Genomic DNA, 14,320 nt, shown 5'->3' with positions numbered 1-14,320 from the left:
ATGACCACAACATTACGCCCGCACGACTTAATCTGGCTTACCACACGGGATGCGCTGGAGGATATCCAGGAGCCCTGGGTGGATGCAGCCTGGCATACCGGGTTGCCGGTGGTGGTGCGGCGTGATGTTGAGGGTAGTGGGCGTATTCCGGTCGGGGTACGCGGCCTTAAGCGCGAGCAGCGGGCGGCGGGCTGGGTTAACCCTCACCAGATTGCCCGCGTGGTCTCCCCCGAACAGCTGAGCGCAGAAGAAAGTCTGCTGCGCTCGCCATTTATCACCCAGCCGCCGGTTCAGGTGGCCGTACAGCTTTCCCGCATCTCCTGGCCCTGGACGTGGGGCATTACTGGCAGCACCGGCTATGCGCTGGCGACCGGTATTGCGGTGATCCACGCCGCAAGCGATCTCGATCTGCTGATCCGCGCCCCGCAGCCGCTTTCCCGCACGGATTTACTCAGCTGGCAGTCACAGCTTGAGGGGGCGCTCTGCCGGGCCGATACCCAGGTTGAGACGCCGCTGGGCGGCTTTGCGCTCAACGAATGGCTACGTGATGGAAAAACGTTGCTGAAAACCGACCGGGGGCCGCGCATGACGACGAACCCCTGGGCATGGGAGGAACAATGAAGATCCTGTTTACCTTTCCGGGGCAGGGGACGCAGCATCCTGGTATGCTGCAAAACCTGCCGGGAACCGAGCTGGCGCAGGCGCGTGAAGTGCTGGGCGCCAGTGAAGTGGATGCGCTGGACTCCCCGGCGGCGCTACAGCATACCCGCGCGGTGCAGCTCTCGCTGCTGATCGCGGGTGTCGCCTGGGCGCGGGAACTGGCGCGTCGCGGCGTGGCGCCGGATATCGTCAGCGGCCTCTCTATCGGCGCGTATCCTGCGGCTGTGCTCTCCGGAGCGCTCGATTTTGCTGATGCCCTGACGCTGGTGGCCCTGCGTGGCGATCTGATGGAGCAGGCTTATCCACACGGTTACGGCCTGACAGCCATTATGGGGTTAACCCTTGCGCAGGTAGAAACCCTGATGGAAGGTACCGGCACCTACGTTGCCAACCTGAACGCGGAGACGCAGATTGTGATTGCGGGAACCGACGAGGGGATGGCGGAAGTGGCGGCGCGCGCGCTGGCGAAAGGGGCCAACAAAGCCCGTCGTCTGGCGGTGAGCGTCCCGTCGCACTGCGAACTGCTGGCCGAGCCGGCGCAAAAACTGGTTGAGGCCTTTAGCCGGGTCACGCTCTCTCGTCCCCGCTGCGCCTACCTTAGCGGCAGCACCGGGCGTGTACTCTGGCAGCCAGAGAAAATTGCCGACGATCTGGCGATGAACATGGCCCGGACGGTGCGCTGGCAGGAGGCGGTGATTGCCGCTAACGAACGCGAAGCGCGGCTGGTGATAGAGATGCCTCCCGGCGGCGTGCTCACCTGCCTGACGCGTCAGGCGGCCTGGGAAGGGGAGTCGGTCTCTCTGGAAAGGAGCGGCATGGATGTCGCGGTGCATCTCGCCCGGCGACTTAAGGCGTAGCGTTCTGCTCAAGGCGGCGGGCGTACATGCGGCCTTCCGCCGCCAGCGCCCGCAGGCTCGGATCCTGCTCGCGGTTGCGGGCAAAGACGATGGCGATCAGCTGCTGCATTTGATACGGCTGGGCCAGCTTTAACAGCTGCACCGAGTTTTCATACACTTTTTTCATCCTGCCCGGCATCAGCGTAAAGCCGACACCTGCCTGCACCAGACTCAGCATTGAAAAAATATCATTGACCCGGGTGACGATTTCCGGCTCAAAACCAGCGATATGAAACGCTTCCTGGAAACCGGCATAGGTGGCGAAGCCCTCTGCCAGGGCGACAAACTTCTGGTCTTTGTAGTCGCGTAAGTCCGCCAGCGCGTTGGTATTGAGCTGCGCCGAAGCGGGGGCGGCCAGAAAGATGTCATCGTGGAACAGGGGCAGCACTTCGAGGTTGTTGCGGTCAATCTCACTCTCCGAGATGGAGATGAGAATGGCATCGAGCGCGCCTTCATCCAGCAGATGCAGCAGGGTGTCGTTGGATCCCATGGTGAGATCCATCTCCAGATCCGGACGGCGCAGTTTCATGCCCATAATGAGCTGCGGAACGGTCTCAAGCGTCAGAGAGTAGAGCGTCCCCACCCGCAGACGGCCCTGGCCGACGCCGGCTGTTTTACGCGCCTCTTCCAGCCCGCGCCCCATCACCTGCATCACCTCCTGACAGTACTCAAGCAGCGTCCAGGCGGCGGGCAGGGCGATCAGATTACGGCCTTTATGCGTAAACAGCGGGCAGCGGACGTTCTCTTCCAGGGTGTGCAGGGCACGATGGACGCTGACCCCGCTGAGGTTCAGCACCTCAGCGGCACGGGCGATATTGCCCGTCTCCATGAAGGTCATGAAGATGCTCAGTTTGCGGAATGTAATTTCGCTGGTCAGGTCAGGTATCATCGCCCCTCCCGGGTTAGTCGCTCTGGAGCATCTCTTCGAGCTGTTCCTGCGCCTCCAGCCAGGCCATTTCGCACTCCTCAAGGCTGGATTTGGTTTTGGCCTGCACCTGCAGGCACTCGGTGAGCTCGGCTTTACGCGTCTGGTCATACAGGCCGCTGTCGCCCAGCTTCTCTTCCACGGTGGCAAGCGTGGCGTTGAGCTTCTCCATCTCTTTTTCCAGACGGGTAATCTCTTTACGCAGCGGCTGGGTCTGAGTGCGCAGCTCTGCTTCACGGCGCTTCTGATCTTTACGCGCCTGGGCGCTGTTGGCGTTCTCTTTCGCTGCCTCTTCCGGCTGGTTTTCCTGCTTCTGCACGTCCGTCAGCCACTGCTGGTAATCTTCCAGATCGCCGTCGAAAGGCTCTACTTTACTGTCGTGCACCAGGTAGAGATCGTCGGTGGTGGAGCGGATCAGGTGACGATCGTGCGAAACGACAACCAGCGCGCCTTCGAACTCAATCAGCGCTTCGGTCAGCGCCTGGCGCATGTCGAGATCCAGGTGGTTAGTCGGTTCATCGAGCAGTAGCAGATTCGGGCGCTGCCAGACGATGAGGGCCAGCACCAGGCGCGCTTTTTCGCCGCCGGAGAAGCGCTCAGTATTCTCGGTCACTTTATCGCCCTGGAAGCCGAAGCCGCCCAGATAATCCCGCAGCTTCTGCTCCATCTCCTGCGGGGCCAGACGCGCCAGGTGCTGTAGTGGCGATTCGTCCGCGCGTAAAAACTCCAGCTGATGCTGGGCGAAATAGCCCAGCTTAATGCCCTTTGCCAGACCAATATCGCCACGTACCGGCGCAAGCTCGCCCGCCAGCAGCTTAATCAGCGTCGATTTACCGGCGCCGTTGCGCCCGAGCAGACCGATACGGGAACCCGGCACCAGGTTGAGTTTGATGGAATCCAGGATGATGCGCTCGCCATAGCCCGCGCTGACTTTTTCCATTTTCAGCAGTGGGTTGGGCAGGCTTTCCGGCGCGCGGAAGCTAAAGTGGAACGGGTTGTCGACGTGCGCCGGGGCGATCATCTCCATGCGTTCCAGCATCTTAATGCGGCTCTGGGCCTGTTTGGCTTTTGACGCCTTCGCCTTGAAGCGATCGACAAAGCTCTGCAGGTGCGCCACGCGCTGCTGCTGGCTTTCGTACATCGCCTGCTGCTGGGAGAGACGTACCGCGCGCTGGCGCTCAAACGAGCTATAGTTGCCGGTGTACTCGAACATCGTTTCCTGTTCGATATGAATAATTTTGTCCACCACCGGGTCAAGGAAGTCACGGTCATGGGAGATCAGGATCAGCGTGCCCTGATAGCTCTTCAGCCACTTCTCCAGCCAGATCACCGCATCGAGATCGAGGTGGTTGGTCGGTTCATCGAGCAGCAGCAGGTCAGAGCGGCAGATCAGCGCCTGGGCCAGGTTAAGGCGCATGCGCCAGCCGCCGGAGAAATCACTGACCGGGCGTTCCAGTTGCTCGTTACTGAACCCCAGGCCGTGCAACAGGCTGGCGGCGCGGGAGCGAATAGTCCAGGCATCAATGGCGTCGAGTTTGCCGTGCACGGTGGCAATCGCATGGCCGTCGTTGCGTTCGTTGGCGGCATGCAGCTCCGCTTCCAGCTTGCGGTATTCCCGATCGCCGTCGATAACATAATCCATCGCCGGTACGCTCAGGGCTGGCGTCTCCTGGTTTACCCAGGCCAGCTGCCAGTTGCCGGGGTAGGTAAAATTACCCCCGTCGGCACTGATTTCGTTTTTCAGCAATGACAGTAACGTGGATTTACCGCAGCCGTTTTTGCCCACCAGGCCGACTTTCTGGCCCGGGTTAATGGTGGCTGTAGCGTTGTCCAGCAGGACACGTACGCCGCGACGAATTTGTAATGAGGAGAAAACAATCATAGAGCGCCGTATGTTCCGACTATGTTAAGTTGTCATTATAATCAGGTTAAATGTGCCGCCACGCGCCGCGTGGGTGTGCCATGGTAGCCCAAAACAACAGTGATGACGACCCGGGAGAGGAATGATGTCCCAGACAGCCAAAGTGCTGCTGCTGTATGCCCATCCGGAGTCTCAGGACTCGGTCGCTAACCGGGTTTTGCTACAACCGGCATTACAGCTAAGTAATGTGACAGTGCACGATCTTTACGCGCACTACCCCGATTTTTTTATCGATATTCCCTATGAGCAGGAGCTGCTGCGCCAGCACGACGTCATCGTGTTCCAGCATCCGCTTTACACCTACAGCTGCCCGGCACTGCTGAAAGAGTGGCTGGACCGCGTGCTGAGCCGTGGATTTGCCAGTGGCGTGGGAGGAAACCAGCTGGCGGGAAAGTCCTGGCGGAGCGTCATTACCACCGGCGAGCCGGAGAGTGCGTATCGCCACGATGGGCTTAACCGCTACTCGATGAACGAGATCTTACGCCCGTTCGAGCTGACGGCGGCCATGTGCCGCATGCACTGGCTGAGTCCGATCATTATCTACTGGGCTCGTCGGCAGCATCAGGATGAGCTGACCAGCCATGCCCGCGCGTACGGTGAGTGGCTGGCGGCGCCAAATCTGACAGGAGGTCACTGATGGAAGGCTCAGATCTTTTACTCGCAGGCGTGTTGTTCCTGTTCGCCGCCGTGGTGGCGGTGCCGTTGGCTTCGCGTCTGGGGATTGGCGCGGTGCTCGGCTATCTGCTGGCGGGCATCGCCATCGGCCCGTGGGGGCTGGGATTCATCAGCGATGTGGACGAAATCCTGCACTTCTCGGAGCTGGGCGTCGTCTTTCTGATGTTTATTATCGGCCTTGAGCTCAACCCGACGAAGCTCTGGCAACTACGGCGCTCGATCTTTGGCGTAGGTGCCGCGCAGGTGTTTTGCAGCGCGGTGATCCTCGGCGGACTCCTGATGCTCACCCACTTCTCATGGCAGGCTGCGGTGGTTGGCGGGATTGGTCTGGCGATGTCCTCTACGGCAATGGCGTTACAGCTGATGCGCGATAAGGGCATGAACCGCAACGAAGCGGGACAGCTGGGCTTCTCGATCCTTTTGTTTCAGGATCTGGCGGTGATCCCCGCGCTGGCCCTGGTTCCACTGCTGGCAGGATCGGGCGAGGAACATTTCGACTGGATGAAGATCGGCATGAAGGTGCTGGCCTTTGCCGGCATGCTGGTGGGAGGGCGCTATCTGCTCCGCCCGGTGTTCCGGTTTATTGCCGCCTCCGGCGTACGCGAGGTGTTTACCGCCGCGACGCTGCTGCTGGTGCTGGGATCGGCCCTGTTTATGGATGCGCTGGGTCTGTCGATGGCGCTCGGTACGTTTATCGCGGGTGTGCTGCTGGCGGAGAGTGAGTACCGGCATGAACTGGAAATTGCCATCGATCCCTTTAAGGGGCTGCTGTTAGGGCTGTTCTTTATCTCTGTCGGCATGGCGCTCAATCTCGGCGTGCTCTACACCCATATCCTGTGGGTGGTGATGAGCGTTGCCGTGCTGGTCACGGTTAAAATGGCGGTGCTGTATGGGCTGGCGCGGGTTTACGGCCTGCGTCAGGCGGAAAAGGCGCAGCTTGCCGGGGTGCTGAGCCAGGGGGGCGAATTCGCTTTTGTGCTCTTCTCCACAGCATCGTCCCAGAGATTGTTTCAGGATGACCAGATGGCGCTGCTGTTAGTGACCGTGACGCTGTCGATGATGACCACGCCGCTGCTCATGAAACTTATCGATAAGCAGCTGTCTCGCCGGATGAATGCCCCGGAAGATGAGCATGAAGCGCCCTTTGTGGAGGACGATAAACCGCAGGTGATAGTGGTGGGCTTCGGGCGGTTTGGGCAGGTGATCGGGCGTCTGCTGATGGCAAATAAAATGCGCGTGACGGTGCTTGAGCGCGACATCAGCGCGGTAAACCTGATGCGCAAGTACGGTTATAAGGTCTATTACGGCGATGCCACACAGGTCGAACTACTGCGCTCCGCAGGCGCAGAGGCGGCGGAGTCGATTGTTATCACCTGTAATGATCCGGAAGACACCCTGAAGCTGGTGGAGATCTGCCAGCAGCATTTTCCCCATCTGCACATCCTGGCCCGGGCGCGAGGGCGTGTTGAGGCACATGAGCTGCTTCAGGCTGGGGTAAAGTATTTTACCCGCGAGACCTTCTCCAGTGCGCTGGAGCTGGGGCGTAAAGCATTAGTGACGCTGGGTATGCATCCTCATCAGGCCCAGCGCGCACAGTTACATTTCCGTCGTCTTGATATGCGCATGCTGCGCGAGTTGATGCCGGTCCACACCGATACGGTGCAGATTTCCCGCGTACGGGAGGCGCGTCGCGAGCTGGAAGAGATCTTCCAGCGTGAGATGCAGCAGGAGCGTCGGCAGCCGGACGGCTGGGATGAATATGAATAACGAGGTAAAGAATGGCGGTACGTAAACGTTTTATCGCCGGCGCGAAATGCCCGGCCTGCCAGGCTCAGGATTCACTGGCCATGTGGCGAGAGAACAATATCGATATTGTTGAGTGTGTTAAGTGCGGTCACCAGATGCGGGAAGCCGATAAAGAAGTGCGCGATCACGTTCGCAAAGAAGAACAAGTGATCGGCATTTTTCATCCGGACTAGCGATATGTCCCGAGTTTTTTTAAGCTAAAGGGTACACGGGTGCAGAATTCGGCTACAATCTGCGCCAGCAATTTTCCCACGCTCAGGAGATATCATGAAAGTAGCAAAAGACCTGGTGGTCAGCCTGGCCTATCAGGTACGTACAGAAGACGGTGTGTTGGTTGATGAGTCTCCGGTGAGTGCGCCGCTGGACTACCTGCACGGTCACGGTTCCCTGATCTCCGGCCTGGAAAACGCGCTGGACGGTCATGAAGTTGGTGACAAATTTGACGTTGCTGTAGGCGCAAACGACGCTTACGGTCAGTACGATGAAAACCTGGTTCAGCGTGTTCCTAAAGACGTCTTCATGGGCGTTGATGAGCTGCAGGTTGGCATGCGTTTCCTGGCTGAAACTGACCAGGGTCCGGTTCCAGTAGAAATTACGGAAGTTGAAGACGACCACGTTGTGGTTGACGGCAACCATATGCTGGCTGGCCAGAACCTGAAGTTCAACGTTGAAGTGGTTGCGATCCGCGAAGCCACTGAAGAAGAGCTGGCTCACGGCCACGTTCATGGTGCGCACGGTCATGACCACGATCACGGTCACGATGGCTGCTGCGGTGGTCACGGCCACGATCACGACCATGGTCACGAGCACGGTAAAGGCGGTTGCGGCGGTAACGGCGGCTGCGGTTGCCACTAAGCGTTACGCCTTAAGGCACAAAAAAGCGGGATATTCCCGCTTTTTTTACGTCTTAATAATGGGGTGGCGGCGTCTCTTCCGACTGCGACGCGATGTGCGATGCCTGGGAGGCTTTTACTTTTTCAGTTAACAGACGCATCAGATCCCGCAGCTTTGCCATCTCCAGCTCGTGGGCGGTGACGGTCTGATTCAGCTCATCGATGGTGATCTCCTGAAAAGCCAGGCGGCTTTCAAGCTCAGCCAGACGTGCTTCCATCTCTCTATTCTGCATGATTCACCTCGTTTGTTTCGTTAAACCCGTCCGGGGCTGGCGGCGGCGAATTTTACCTGAGATTATCCTTGCGCGCAGTAAACATCCCCTTGCTGCGAAACTAATTTAAACAAAAATAGTCTGAAATGTGGTGCTAATCAGGGGTGTCTACCTGTAGATTTGTTCCTCAACGTTTTATAGTACGCTACTCATTTACGCTTAATACGGGGTGAGAGTCCCCGGCCCTGGAGAAATGGATGAAATCACTGTTTAAAGTAACGCTGCTGGCGACCACAATGGCTGTCGCTTTGCATGCGCCGCTGACTTTCGCTGCTGATACCGCTGCGAAACCTGCTGCGACTGCTGACAGCAATGCAGCGTTCAAAAATGACGACCAGAAATCAGCCTACGCGCTGGGCGCATCTCTGGGCCGTTACATGGAAAACTCTCTGAAAGAGCAAGAAAAACTGGGCATCAAACTGGACCAGGCTCAGTTGATCGCAGGCGTTCAGGATGCGTTTGCAGACAAGAGCAAACTGTCTGACCAGGAAATCGAGCAAACTCTGCAGGCTTTCGAAGCGCGCGTGAAAGGCGCAGCGCAGGAGAAGATGGAGAAAGACGCAGCTGAGAACGAAACGAAAGGCAAAACCTACCGTGAGGCTTTCGCTAAAGAGAAAGGCGCGAAAACCTCTCCTACTGGCCTGGTCTACAAAGTAGAGAAAGAAGGGACTGGCGAGGCACCGAAAGACAGCGATACCGTCGTTGTGAACTACAAAGGTACGCTGACCGACGGTAAAGAGTTCGATAACTCTTATACCCGCGGTGAGCCGCTCTCCTTCCGTCTGGATGGTGTTATCCCTGGCTGGACTGAAGGCCTGAAGAACATCAAGAAAGGCGGTAAAATCAAGCTGGTCATCCCACCGGAGCTGGCTTATGGCAAAACGGGCGTCCCGGGTATCCCGGCTAACTCCACGCTGGTATTCGACGTAGAGCTGCTGGACATCAAGCCAGCGCCGAAAGCGGATGCTAAGCCAGACGCGAAGCCGGAAGCGCCGGCAGAAGCCACCAAGAAGTAAACCGGTTAAAACCGCCGCCTCAGAAGCGGCGGTTTTTTTATTGGGGTGTAGATATAATTAACACTGGAAGCGCTACCTACGCTGTATTAACTTAATTGCCCGTGTAAATAATGAGCCTGCCCTGAAAACCTACCGACAGGCTCCTGAAAAGGAGTGTTTTTTTCATGACCAGGTCGCTTTTAACCAACGAAACCAGCGAACTTGATTTGCTGGATCAACGTCCTTTCGATCAGACCGATTTCGATATTCTGAAATCCTACGAAGCGGTAGTGGACGGGTTAGCGATGCTCATTGGGTCCCACTGCGAAATCGTTTTGCACTCCCTGCAAGATCTGAAATGTTCTGCCATCCGTATCGCCAATGGTGAGCATACTGGCCGTAAAATCGGCTCGCCAATCACTGACCTTGCACTGCGTATGCTGCACGACATGACCGGCGCGGACAGCAGCGTCTCCAAATGTTATTTCACCCGCGCGAAGAGCGGTGTTCTCATGAAGTCCGTCACCATCGCGATCCGCAACCGCGATCATCGTGTGATTGGTTTGCTGTGCATCAACATGAACCTTGATGTGCCGTTCTCCCAGATCATGAACACCTTCATTCCGCCAGAAACACCGGATGTCGGCTCCTCCGTCAACTTTGCCTCTTCCGTTGAAGACCTCGTGACCCAGACGCTGGAATTCACCATTGAAGAAGTTAATGCCGATCGCAACGTCTCCAACAATGCCAAGAATCGTCAGATCGTGCTTAACCTCTACGAGAAAGGCATTTTTGATATTAAAGACGCCATTAACCAGGTGGCCGATCGTCTCAACATTTCCAAGCACACGGTCTATCTCTACATTCGTCAGTTCAAAAGCGGCGATTTCCTGGGGCAAGAGAAGTAATGCGTTTTGCATTAATGGTGACAGGCCCGGCATACGGTACACAGCAGGCCAGCAGCGCGTTGCAGTTTGCCCGTGCACTGCTGGCGGCCGGCCATGAGCTGGTCAGCGTCTTTTTTTATCGGGAAGGGGTGTATAACGCGAACCAGCTGACCTCTCCGGCATCAGACGAGTTCGATCTGGTCCGGGCCTGGCAGTCGCTGAACCAGGAGCATGGCGTTGCCTTGCATATCTGCGTGGCGGCGGCTCTGCGTCGGGGGGTAAGCGATGCGAATGAAGCGCAACGTCTCGGCTTGCCTGCCGCGAATCTTAACGAGGGCTTCTCCCTTAGCGGTCTTGGGGCGCTGGCACAGGCTGCCTTAACCTGCGATCGTATGGTGCAATTCTGATGAACCGCGTTGCGTTTGTATTTCATTCTGCCCCACATGGCAGCGCCGCCGGAAGGGAAGGGCTGGATGCGTTACTGGCCACTTCTGCGCTGACGGAAGAGATCGGTGTGTTCTTTATCGGAGACGGCGTATTCCAGCTGCTTGCCGGTCAGCAGCCGCAGGCGGTGCTGGCGCGCGACTATATCGTGACCTTTAAAGTGCTGCCGCTGTACGATATCGAGACGTTTTACGTCTGTGCCGCCTCCCTGCAGGCGCGCGGTTTAAGTGAAAATACGCCTTTTGTTCTCGACGCCACGGTGGTTGCGCCGGAGGTGTTGCGTGAACATCTCGCCCATTTCGACATCATTCTGACCTTCTGAGGCCGTCATGCTCCATACCCTGAGCCACTCCCCCTGGCACTGCGACATCGAAAGCCTGTTAAGCATGCTGCGTGAGGGTGATACTGTGCTGCTGATCCAGGATGGCGTTCTGGCGGCAGTAGAAGGCAGCCGCTTTGTTGATATTCTCTGTAATGCCCCCATCTCTGTCTCAGCGCTAAAAGATGATATCGAGGCTCGCGGCCTTATTGGTCAAATTTCAACCAAAATTGACGTGGTTAGCTATACTGATTTCGTCAATCTGGCCATCCAGCACACCGGCCAAATGAACTGGTGATCTGAGATCGCTGTATAATTCTTGACACCTTTTCGACGTAGCCCTAAAATTTCGCGTCCTCATATTGTATGAGGGCGTTTTATTACGTGTTTACGAAGCAAAAGCTAAAACCAGGAGCTATTTAATGGCAACAGTTAACCAGCTGGTACGCAAACCACGTGCACGCAAAGTTGCAAAAAGCAACGTGCCTGCGCTGGAAGCCTGCCCGCAGAAACGTGGCGTATGTACTCGTGTATATACTACCACTCCTAAAAAACCAAACTCCGCACTGCGTAAAGTATGCCGTGTGCGTTTGACTAACGGTTTTGAAGTGACTTCCTACATCGGTGGTGAAGGTCACAACCTGCAGGAACACTCCGTGATCCTGATCCGTGGCGGTCGTGTAAAAGACCTTCCGGGTGTTCGTTACCACACCGTTCGTGGTGCGCTTGACTGCTCCGGCGTTAAAGACCGTAAGCAATCTCGCTCCAAATACGGCGTGAAACGTCCTAAGGCTTAATGGTTCTCCGTTAAGTAAGGCCAAACTGATTTATCTTAATGTCACACTAAACTCTTAGAGTTTTGGACAATCCTGAATTAACAACGGAGTATTCCCATGCCACGTCGTCGCGTCATTGGTCAGCGTAAAATTCTTCCAGATCCGAAATTCGGATCAGAACTGCTGGCAAAATTTGTAAATATCCTGATGGTAGATGGTAAAAAATCTACTGCAGAAGCAATCGTATACAGCGCGCTGGAGACCCTGGCTCAGCGTTCTGGTAAAAATGAACTGGAAGCTTTCGAAGTAGCTCTCGACAACGTACGCCCGACTGTAGAAGTTAAGTCTCGCCGCGTTGGTGGTTCTACTTATCAGGTACCAGTTGAAGTCCGTCCGGTCCGTCGTAATGCTCTGGCAATGCGTTGGATCGTTGAAGCTGCTCGTAAACGCGGTGATAAATCCATGGCTCTGCGTCTGGCGAACGAACTTTCTGACGCTGCAGACAACAAAGGTACTGCAGTTAAGAAACGTGAAGACGTTCACCGTATGGCAGAAGCCAACAAGGCGTTCGCACACTACCGTTGGTAATCCCTTCGGAGTATTAGTCACCAGGCGGGCGCTTCAGCGAAGCAGCCCGCTTTGGGTTACTTAACTGAACGCCTAAAAAGATAAACGAGGAATCAAATGGCTCGTACAACACCCATCGCACGCTACCGTAACATCGGTATCAGTGCGCACATCGACGCCGGTAAAACCACTACCACCGAACGTATTCTGTTCTACACCGGTGTAAACCATAAAATCGGTGAAGTTCATGACGGCGCCGCAACCATGGACTGGATGGAGCAGGAGCAGGAGCGTGGTATTACCATCACCTCCGCAGCGACTACTGCATTCTGGTCTGGTATGGCTAAGCAGTATGAACCACACCGCGTAAACATCATCGACACCCCGGGCCACGTTGACTTCACCATCGAAGTAGAACGTTCCATGCGTGTTCTTGATGGTGCGGTAATGGTTTACTGCGCAGTTGGTGGTGTTCAGCCACAGTCTGAAACCGTATGGCGTCAGGCAAACAAATATAAAGTTCCACGCATTGCGTTCGTTAACAAAATGGACCGTATGGGTGCGAACTTCCTGAAAGTTGTTGGTCAGATCAAAACCCGTCTGGGCGCGAACCCTGTTCCGCTGCAGCTGGCGATTGGTGCTGAAGAAGGTTTCACCGGTGTTGTTGACCTGGTGAAAATGAAAGCCATCAACTGGAATGAAGAAGACGCAGGCGTAACCTTCACTTATGAAGATATCCCGGCTGACATGCAGGACCTGGCTGACGAATGGCACCAGAACCTGATCGAGTCCGCTGCAGAAGCTTCAGAAGACCTGATGGAGAAATACCTGGGTGGTGAAGAACTGTCTGAAGAAGAGATCAAAAAAGCTCTGCGTCAGCGTGTTCTGAACAACGAAATCATCCTGGTAACCTGTGGTTCTGCGTTCAAGAACAAAGGTGTTCAGGCGATGCTGGATGCGGTAGTTGACTACCTGCCATCCCCGGTAGACGTTCCTGCGATCAACGGTATCCTGGACGACGGTAAAGACACGCCGGCTGAGCGTCACGCAAGTGATGACGAGCCGTTTGCTGCTCTGGCGTTCAAAATCGCTACCGACCCGTTCGTGGGTAACCTGACGTTCTTCCGCGTGTACTCTGGTGTGGTTAACTCCGGTGACACCATCCTGAACTCCGTGAAAGCTGCACGTGAGCGTTTCGGTCGTATCGTACAGATGCACGCGAACAAACGTGAAGAGATCAAAGAAGTTCGCGCGGGTGACATCGCTGCTGCTATCGGTCTGAAAGACGTGACTACTGGTGATACCCTGTGTAACCCAGATCACCCAATCATTCTGGAGCGCATGGAGTTCCCAGAGCCAGTAATCTCTATCGCCGTTGAACCAAAAACCAAAGCTGACCAGGAAAAAATGGGTCTGGCTCTGGGCCGTCTGGCTAAAGAAGACCCATCATTCCGCGTATGGACTGATGAAGAATCTAACCAGACCATCATCGCTGGTATGGGTGAACTGCACCTGGACATCATCGTTGACCGTATGAAGCGTGAATTCAACGTTGAAGCTAACGTGGGTAAACCTCAGGTTGCTTACCGCGAAGCGATTCGCCAGAAAGTTACCGATGTTGAAGGTAAACACGCTAAGCAGTCTGGTGGTCGTGGTCAGTACGGTCACGTTGTGATCGACATGTACCCACTGGAGCCGGGCTCTAACCCTAAAGGTTACGAGTTCATCAACGACATCAAAGGTGGTGTAATTCCTGGCGAATACATCCCTGCCGTTGATAAAGGCATCCAGGAGCAGCTGAAGTCTGGTCCGCTGGCTGGTTACCCGGTAGTAGACATGGGTATTCGTCTGCACTTCGGTTCTTACCATGACGTTGACTCCTCTGAACTGGCGTTTAAACTGGCTGCTTCTATCGCCTTTAAAGAAGGCTTTAAGAAAGCGAAACCAGTTCTGCTTGAGCCAATCATGAAGGTTGAAGTAGAAACGCCTGAAGAGAACACCGGTGACGTCATCGGTGACTTGAGCCGTCGTCGTGGTATGCTGCGTGGTCAGGAAACTAACGTTACTGGCGTTGTGATCCACGCTGAAGTTCCGCTGTCTGAAATGTTCGGATATGCAACTCAGCTGCGTTCTCTGACCAAAGGTCGTGCTTCTTACTCCATGGAGTTCCTGAAGTATGATGATGCGCCGAACAACGTTGCTCAGGCCGTAATTGAAGCCCGTGGTAAATAAGCCGTAGGGTTAAAATCTAAGTCCCGTGCCCCCTCGGTGAGGGGGCACTATA

17 protein-coding genes are annotated in these 14,320 nt (G+C 55.8%); 14 read left to right on the top strand and 3 right to left on the bottom strand.

Features of this window, described 5'->3' with window-relative positions; genetic code table 11:
* Both GNG26_RS20235 and mdcH read left to right on the top strand, forming a co-directional pair.
* On the top strand, nt 1–621 hold the full coding sequence (locus GNG26_RS20235) for a malonate decarboxylase holo-ACP synthase (protein WP_156239855.1): 621 nt from the start codon (nt 1–3) through the stop codon (nt 619–621).
* Entirely contained in the window at nt 618–1,517 is a 900-nt protein-coding gene (gene mdcH / locus GNG26_RS20230; RefSeq protein ID WP_156239854.1) for a malonate decarboxylase subunit epsilon, read from the top strand. The genes GNG26_RS20235 and mdcH overlap by 4 nt, the downstream gene beginning before the upstream one ends.
* Here mdcH and GNG26_RS20225 read toward each other — a convergent pair.
* Both GNG26_RS20225 and GNG26_RS20220 read right to left on the bottom strand, forming a co-directional pair.
* Nucleotides 1,507–2,445: a LysR family transcriptional regulator gene (locus tag GNG26_RS20225; RefSeq protein ID WP_156239853.1), complete on the bottom strand. Its 939-nt coding sequence runs from the start codon at nt 2,443–2,445 to the stop codon at nt 1,507–1,509. The two genes, mdcH and GNG26_RS20225, sit on opposite strands and share 11 nt — an antisense overlap.
* 13 nt (nt 2,446–2,458) lie before the next feature.
* Entirely contained in the window at nt 2,459–4,363 is a 1,905-nt protein-coding gene (locus GNG26_RS20220) for an ABC transporter ATP-binding protein (protein ID WP_103824843.1), read from the bottom strand.
* 121 nt (nt 4,364–4,484) lie between these two features.
* On the opposite strand from GNG26_RS20220, the gene kefG reads away from it, so the two are divergent.
* The 4 genes from kefG (at nt 4,485) to slyD (ending at nt 7,738) form a co-directional block, all read left to right on the top strand.
* The gene (kefG, locus tag GNG26_RS20215) at nt 4,485–5,039 is read left to right on the top strand and encodes a glutathione-regulated potassium-efflux system ancillary protein KefG (protein WP_103824844.1); all 555 of its coding nucleotides are present in this window, start codon (nt 4,485–4,487) and stop codon (nt 5,037–5,039) included.
* Nucleotides 5,039–6,844 (top strand): glutathione-regulated potassium-efflux system protein KefB, encoded by a 1,806-nt coding sequence (gene kefB / locus GNG26_RS20210; protein WP_156239852.1) that lies wholly within the window; start codon nt 5,039–5,041, stop codon nt 6,842–6,844. Before kefG ends, kefB begins: the two co-directional genes overlap by 1 nt.
* An 11-nt stretch (nt 6,845–6,855) precedes the next feature.
* Nucleotides 6,856–7,056, top strand: a complete 201-nt coding sequence (locus tag GNG26_RS20205; RefSeq protein WP_103177277.1) for a YheV family putative zinc ribbon protein — start codon at nt 6,856–6,858, stop codon at nt 7,054–7,056.
* Between the two features lie 94 nt (nt 7,057–7,150).
* Nucleotides 7,151–7,738, top strand: a complete 588-nt coding sequence (gene slyD / locus GNG26_RS20200) for a peptidylprolyl isomerase (RefSeq protein WP_103177276.1) — start codon at nt 7,151–7,153, stop codon at nt 7,736–7,738.
* A 52-nt stretch (nt 7,739–7,790) separates the two neighbouring features.
* Here slyD and GNG26_RS20195 read toward each other — a convergent pair whose 3' ends face one another.
* Nucleotides 7,791–8,009 carry a protein SlyX gene (locus GNG26_RS20195; RefSeq protein WP_103177275.1) on the bottom strand — a complete coding sequence of 73 codons (219 nt, stop codon included), beginning with the start codon at nt 8,007–8,009 and terminating at the stop codon, nt 7,791–7,793.
* A gap of 236 nt (nt 8,010–8,245) precedes the next feature.
* Between GNG26_RS20195 and fkpA the strand changes: the two genes are divergently transcribed.
* The 8 genes from fkpA to fusA all read left to right on the top strand — a co-directional run bounded on the left by fkpA (nt 8,246) and on the right by fusA (nt 14,268).
* Entirely contained in the window at nt 8,246–9,064 is an 819-nt protein-coding gene (fkpA, locus tag GNG26_RS20190) for an FKBP-type peptidyl-prolyl cis-trans isomerase (protein WP_103824846.1), read from the top strand.
* 164 nt (nt 9,065–9,228) lie between these two features.
* Nucleotides 9,229–9,951, top strand: a complete 723-nt coding sequence (locus GNG26_RS20185) for a transcriptional regulator (protein ID WP_103824847.1) — start codon at nt 9,229–9,231, stop codon at nt 9,949–9,951.
* A complete protein-coding gene (gene tusD / locus GNG26_RS20180) occupies nt 9,951–10,337 on the top strand; it encodes a sulfurtransferase complex subunit TusD (RefSeq protein WP_103177272.1) in 387 nt (128 codons plus the stop codon). Before GNG26_RS20185 ends, tusD begins: the two co-directional genes overlap by 1 nt.
* Nucleotides 10,337–10,696, top strand: coding sequence for a sulfurtransferase complex subunit TusC (gene tusC, locus GNG26_RS20175; RefSeq protein WP_156239851.1), 360 nt, complete (start codon nt 10,337–10,339; stop codon nt 10,694–10,696). The genes tusD and tusC overlap by 1 nt, the downstream gene beginning before the upstream one ends.
* A gap of 7 nt (nt 10,697–10,703) precedes the next feature.
* Complete coding sequence (tusB, locus tag GNG26_RS20170; protein ID WP_156239850.1) at nt 10,704–10,991, top strand: sulfurtransferase complex subunit TusB; 288 nt, start codon at nt 10,704–10,706, stop codon at nt 10,989–10,991.
* A gap of 124 nt (nt 10,992–11,115) precedes the next feature.
* Entirely contained in the window at nt 11,116–11,490 is a 375-nt protein-coding gene (gene rpsL / locus GNG26_RS20165; protein WP_003023654.1) for a 30S ribosomal protein S12, read from the top strand.
* A 96-nt stretch (nt 11,491–11,586) separates the two neighbouring features.
* Nucleotides 11,587–12,057, top strand: a complete 471-nt coding sequence (gene rpsG / locus GNG26_RS20160; protein ID WP_004106370.1) for a 30S ribosomal protein S7 — start codon at nt 11,587–11,589, stop codon at nt 12,055–12,057.
* Between the two features lie 96 nt (nt 12,058–12,153).
* Nucleotides 12,154–14,268, top strand: coding sequence for an elongation factor G (fusA, locus tag GNG26_RS20155; protein ID WP_103824850.1), 2,115 nt, complete (start codon nt 12,154–12,156; stop codon nt 14,266–14,268).
* Nucleotides 14,269–14,320: the final 52 nt, after the last annotated feature.

Source organism: Leclercia sp. J807 (genome assembly GCF_009734465.1).
GTDB lineage: Bacteria > Pseudomonadota > Gammaproteobacteria > Enterobacterales > Enterobacteriaceae > Enterobacter.
This window is presented reverse-complemented; position numbering and strand designations above follow the sequence as displayed.

Coding starts and splice junctions, on each gene's coding strand:
- mdcH (WP_156239854.1), top strand. CDS start 618: ATGAAGATCCTGTTTACCTTTCCGGGGCAGGGGACGCAGCATCCTGGT.
- kefG (WP_103824844.1), top strand. CDS start 4,485: ATGATGTCCCAGACAGCCAAAGTGCTGCTGCTGTATGCCCATCCGGAG.
- rpsG (WP_004106370.1), top strand. CDS start 11,587: ATGCCACGTCGTCGCGTCATTGGTCAGCGTAAAATTCTTCCAGATCCG.
- GNG26_RS20205 (WP_103177277.1), top strand. CDS start 6,856: ATGGCGGTACGTAAACGTTTTATCGCCGGCGCGAAATGCCCGGCCTGC.
- tusB (WP_156239850.1), top strand. CDS start 10,704: ATGCTCCATACCCTGAGCCACTCCCCCTGGCACTGCGACATCGAAAGC.
- GNG26_RS20185 (WP_103824847.1), top strand. CDS start 9,229: ATGACCAGGTCGCTTTTAACCAACGAAACCAGCGAACTTGATTTGCTG.
- fusA (WP_103824850.1), top strand. CDS start 12,154: ATGGCTCGTACAACACCCATCGCACGCTACCGTAACATCGGTATCAGT.
- GNG26_RS20225 (WP_156239853.1), bottom strand. CDS start 2,445: ATGATACCTGACCTGACCAGCGAAATTACATTCCGCAAACTGAGCATC.
- fkpA (WP_103824846.1), top strand. CDS start 8,246: ATGAAATCACTGTTTAAAGTAACGCTGCTGGCGACCACAATGGCTGTC.
- GNG26_RS20195 (WP_103177275.1), bottom strand. CDS start 8,009: ATGCAGAATAGAGAGATGGAAGCACGTCTGGCTGAGCTTGAAAGCCGC.
- tusD (WP_103177272.1), top strand. CDS start 9,951: ATGCGTTTTGCATTAATGGTGACAGGCCCGGCATACGGTACACAGCAG.
- tusC (WP_156239851.1), top strand. CDS start 10,337: ATGAACCGCGTTGCGTTTGTATTTCATTCTGCCCCACATGGCAGCGCC.
- GNG26_RS20220 (WP_103824843.1), bottom strand. CDS start 4,363: ATGATTGTTTTCTCCTCATTACAAATTCGTCGCGGCGTACGTGTCCTG.
- slyD (WP_103177276.1), top strand. CDS start 7,151: ATGAAAGTAGCAAAAGACCTGGTGGTCAGCCTGGCCTATCAGGTACGT.
- kefB (WP_156239852.1), top strand. CDS start 5,039: ATGGAAGGCTCAGATCTTTTACTCGCAGGCGTGTTGTTCCTGTTCGCC.
- GNG26_RS20235 (WP_156239855.1), top strand. CDS start 1: ATGACCACAACATTACGCCCGCACGACTTAATCTGGCTTACCACACGG.
- rpsL (WP_003023654.1), top strand. CDS start 11,116: ATGGCAACAGTTAACCAGCTGGTACGCAAACCACGTGCACGCAAAGTT.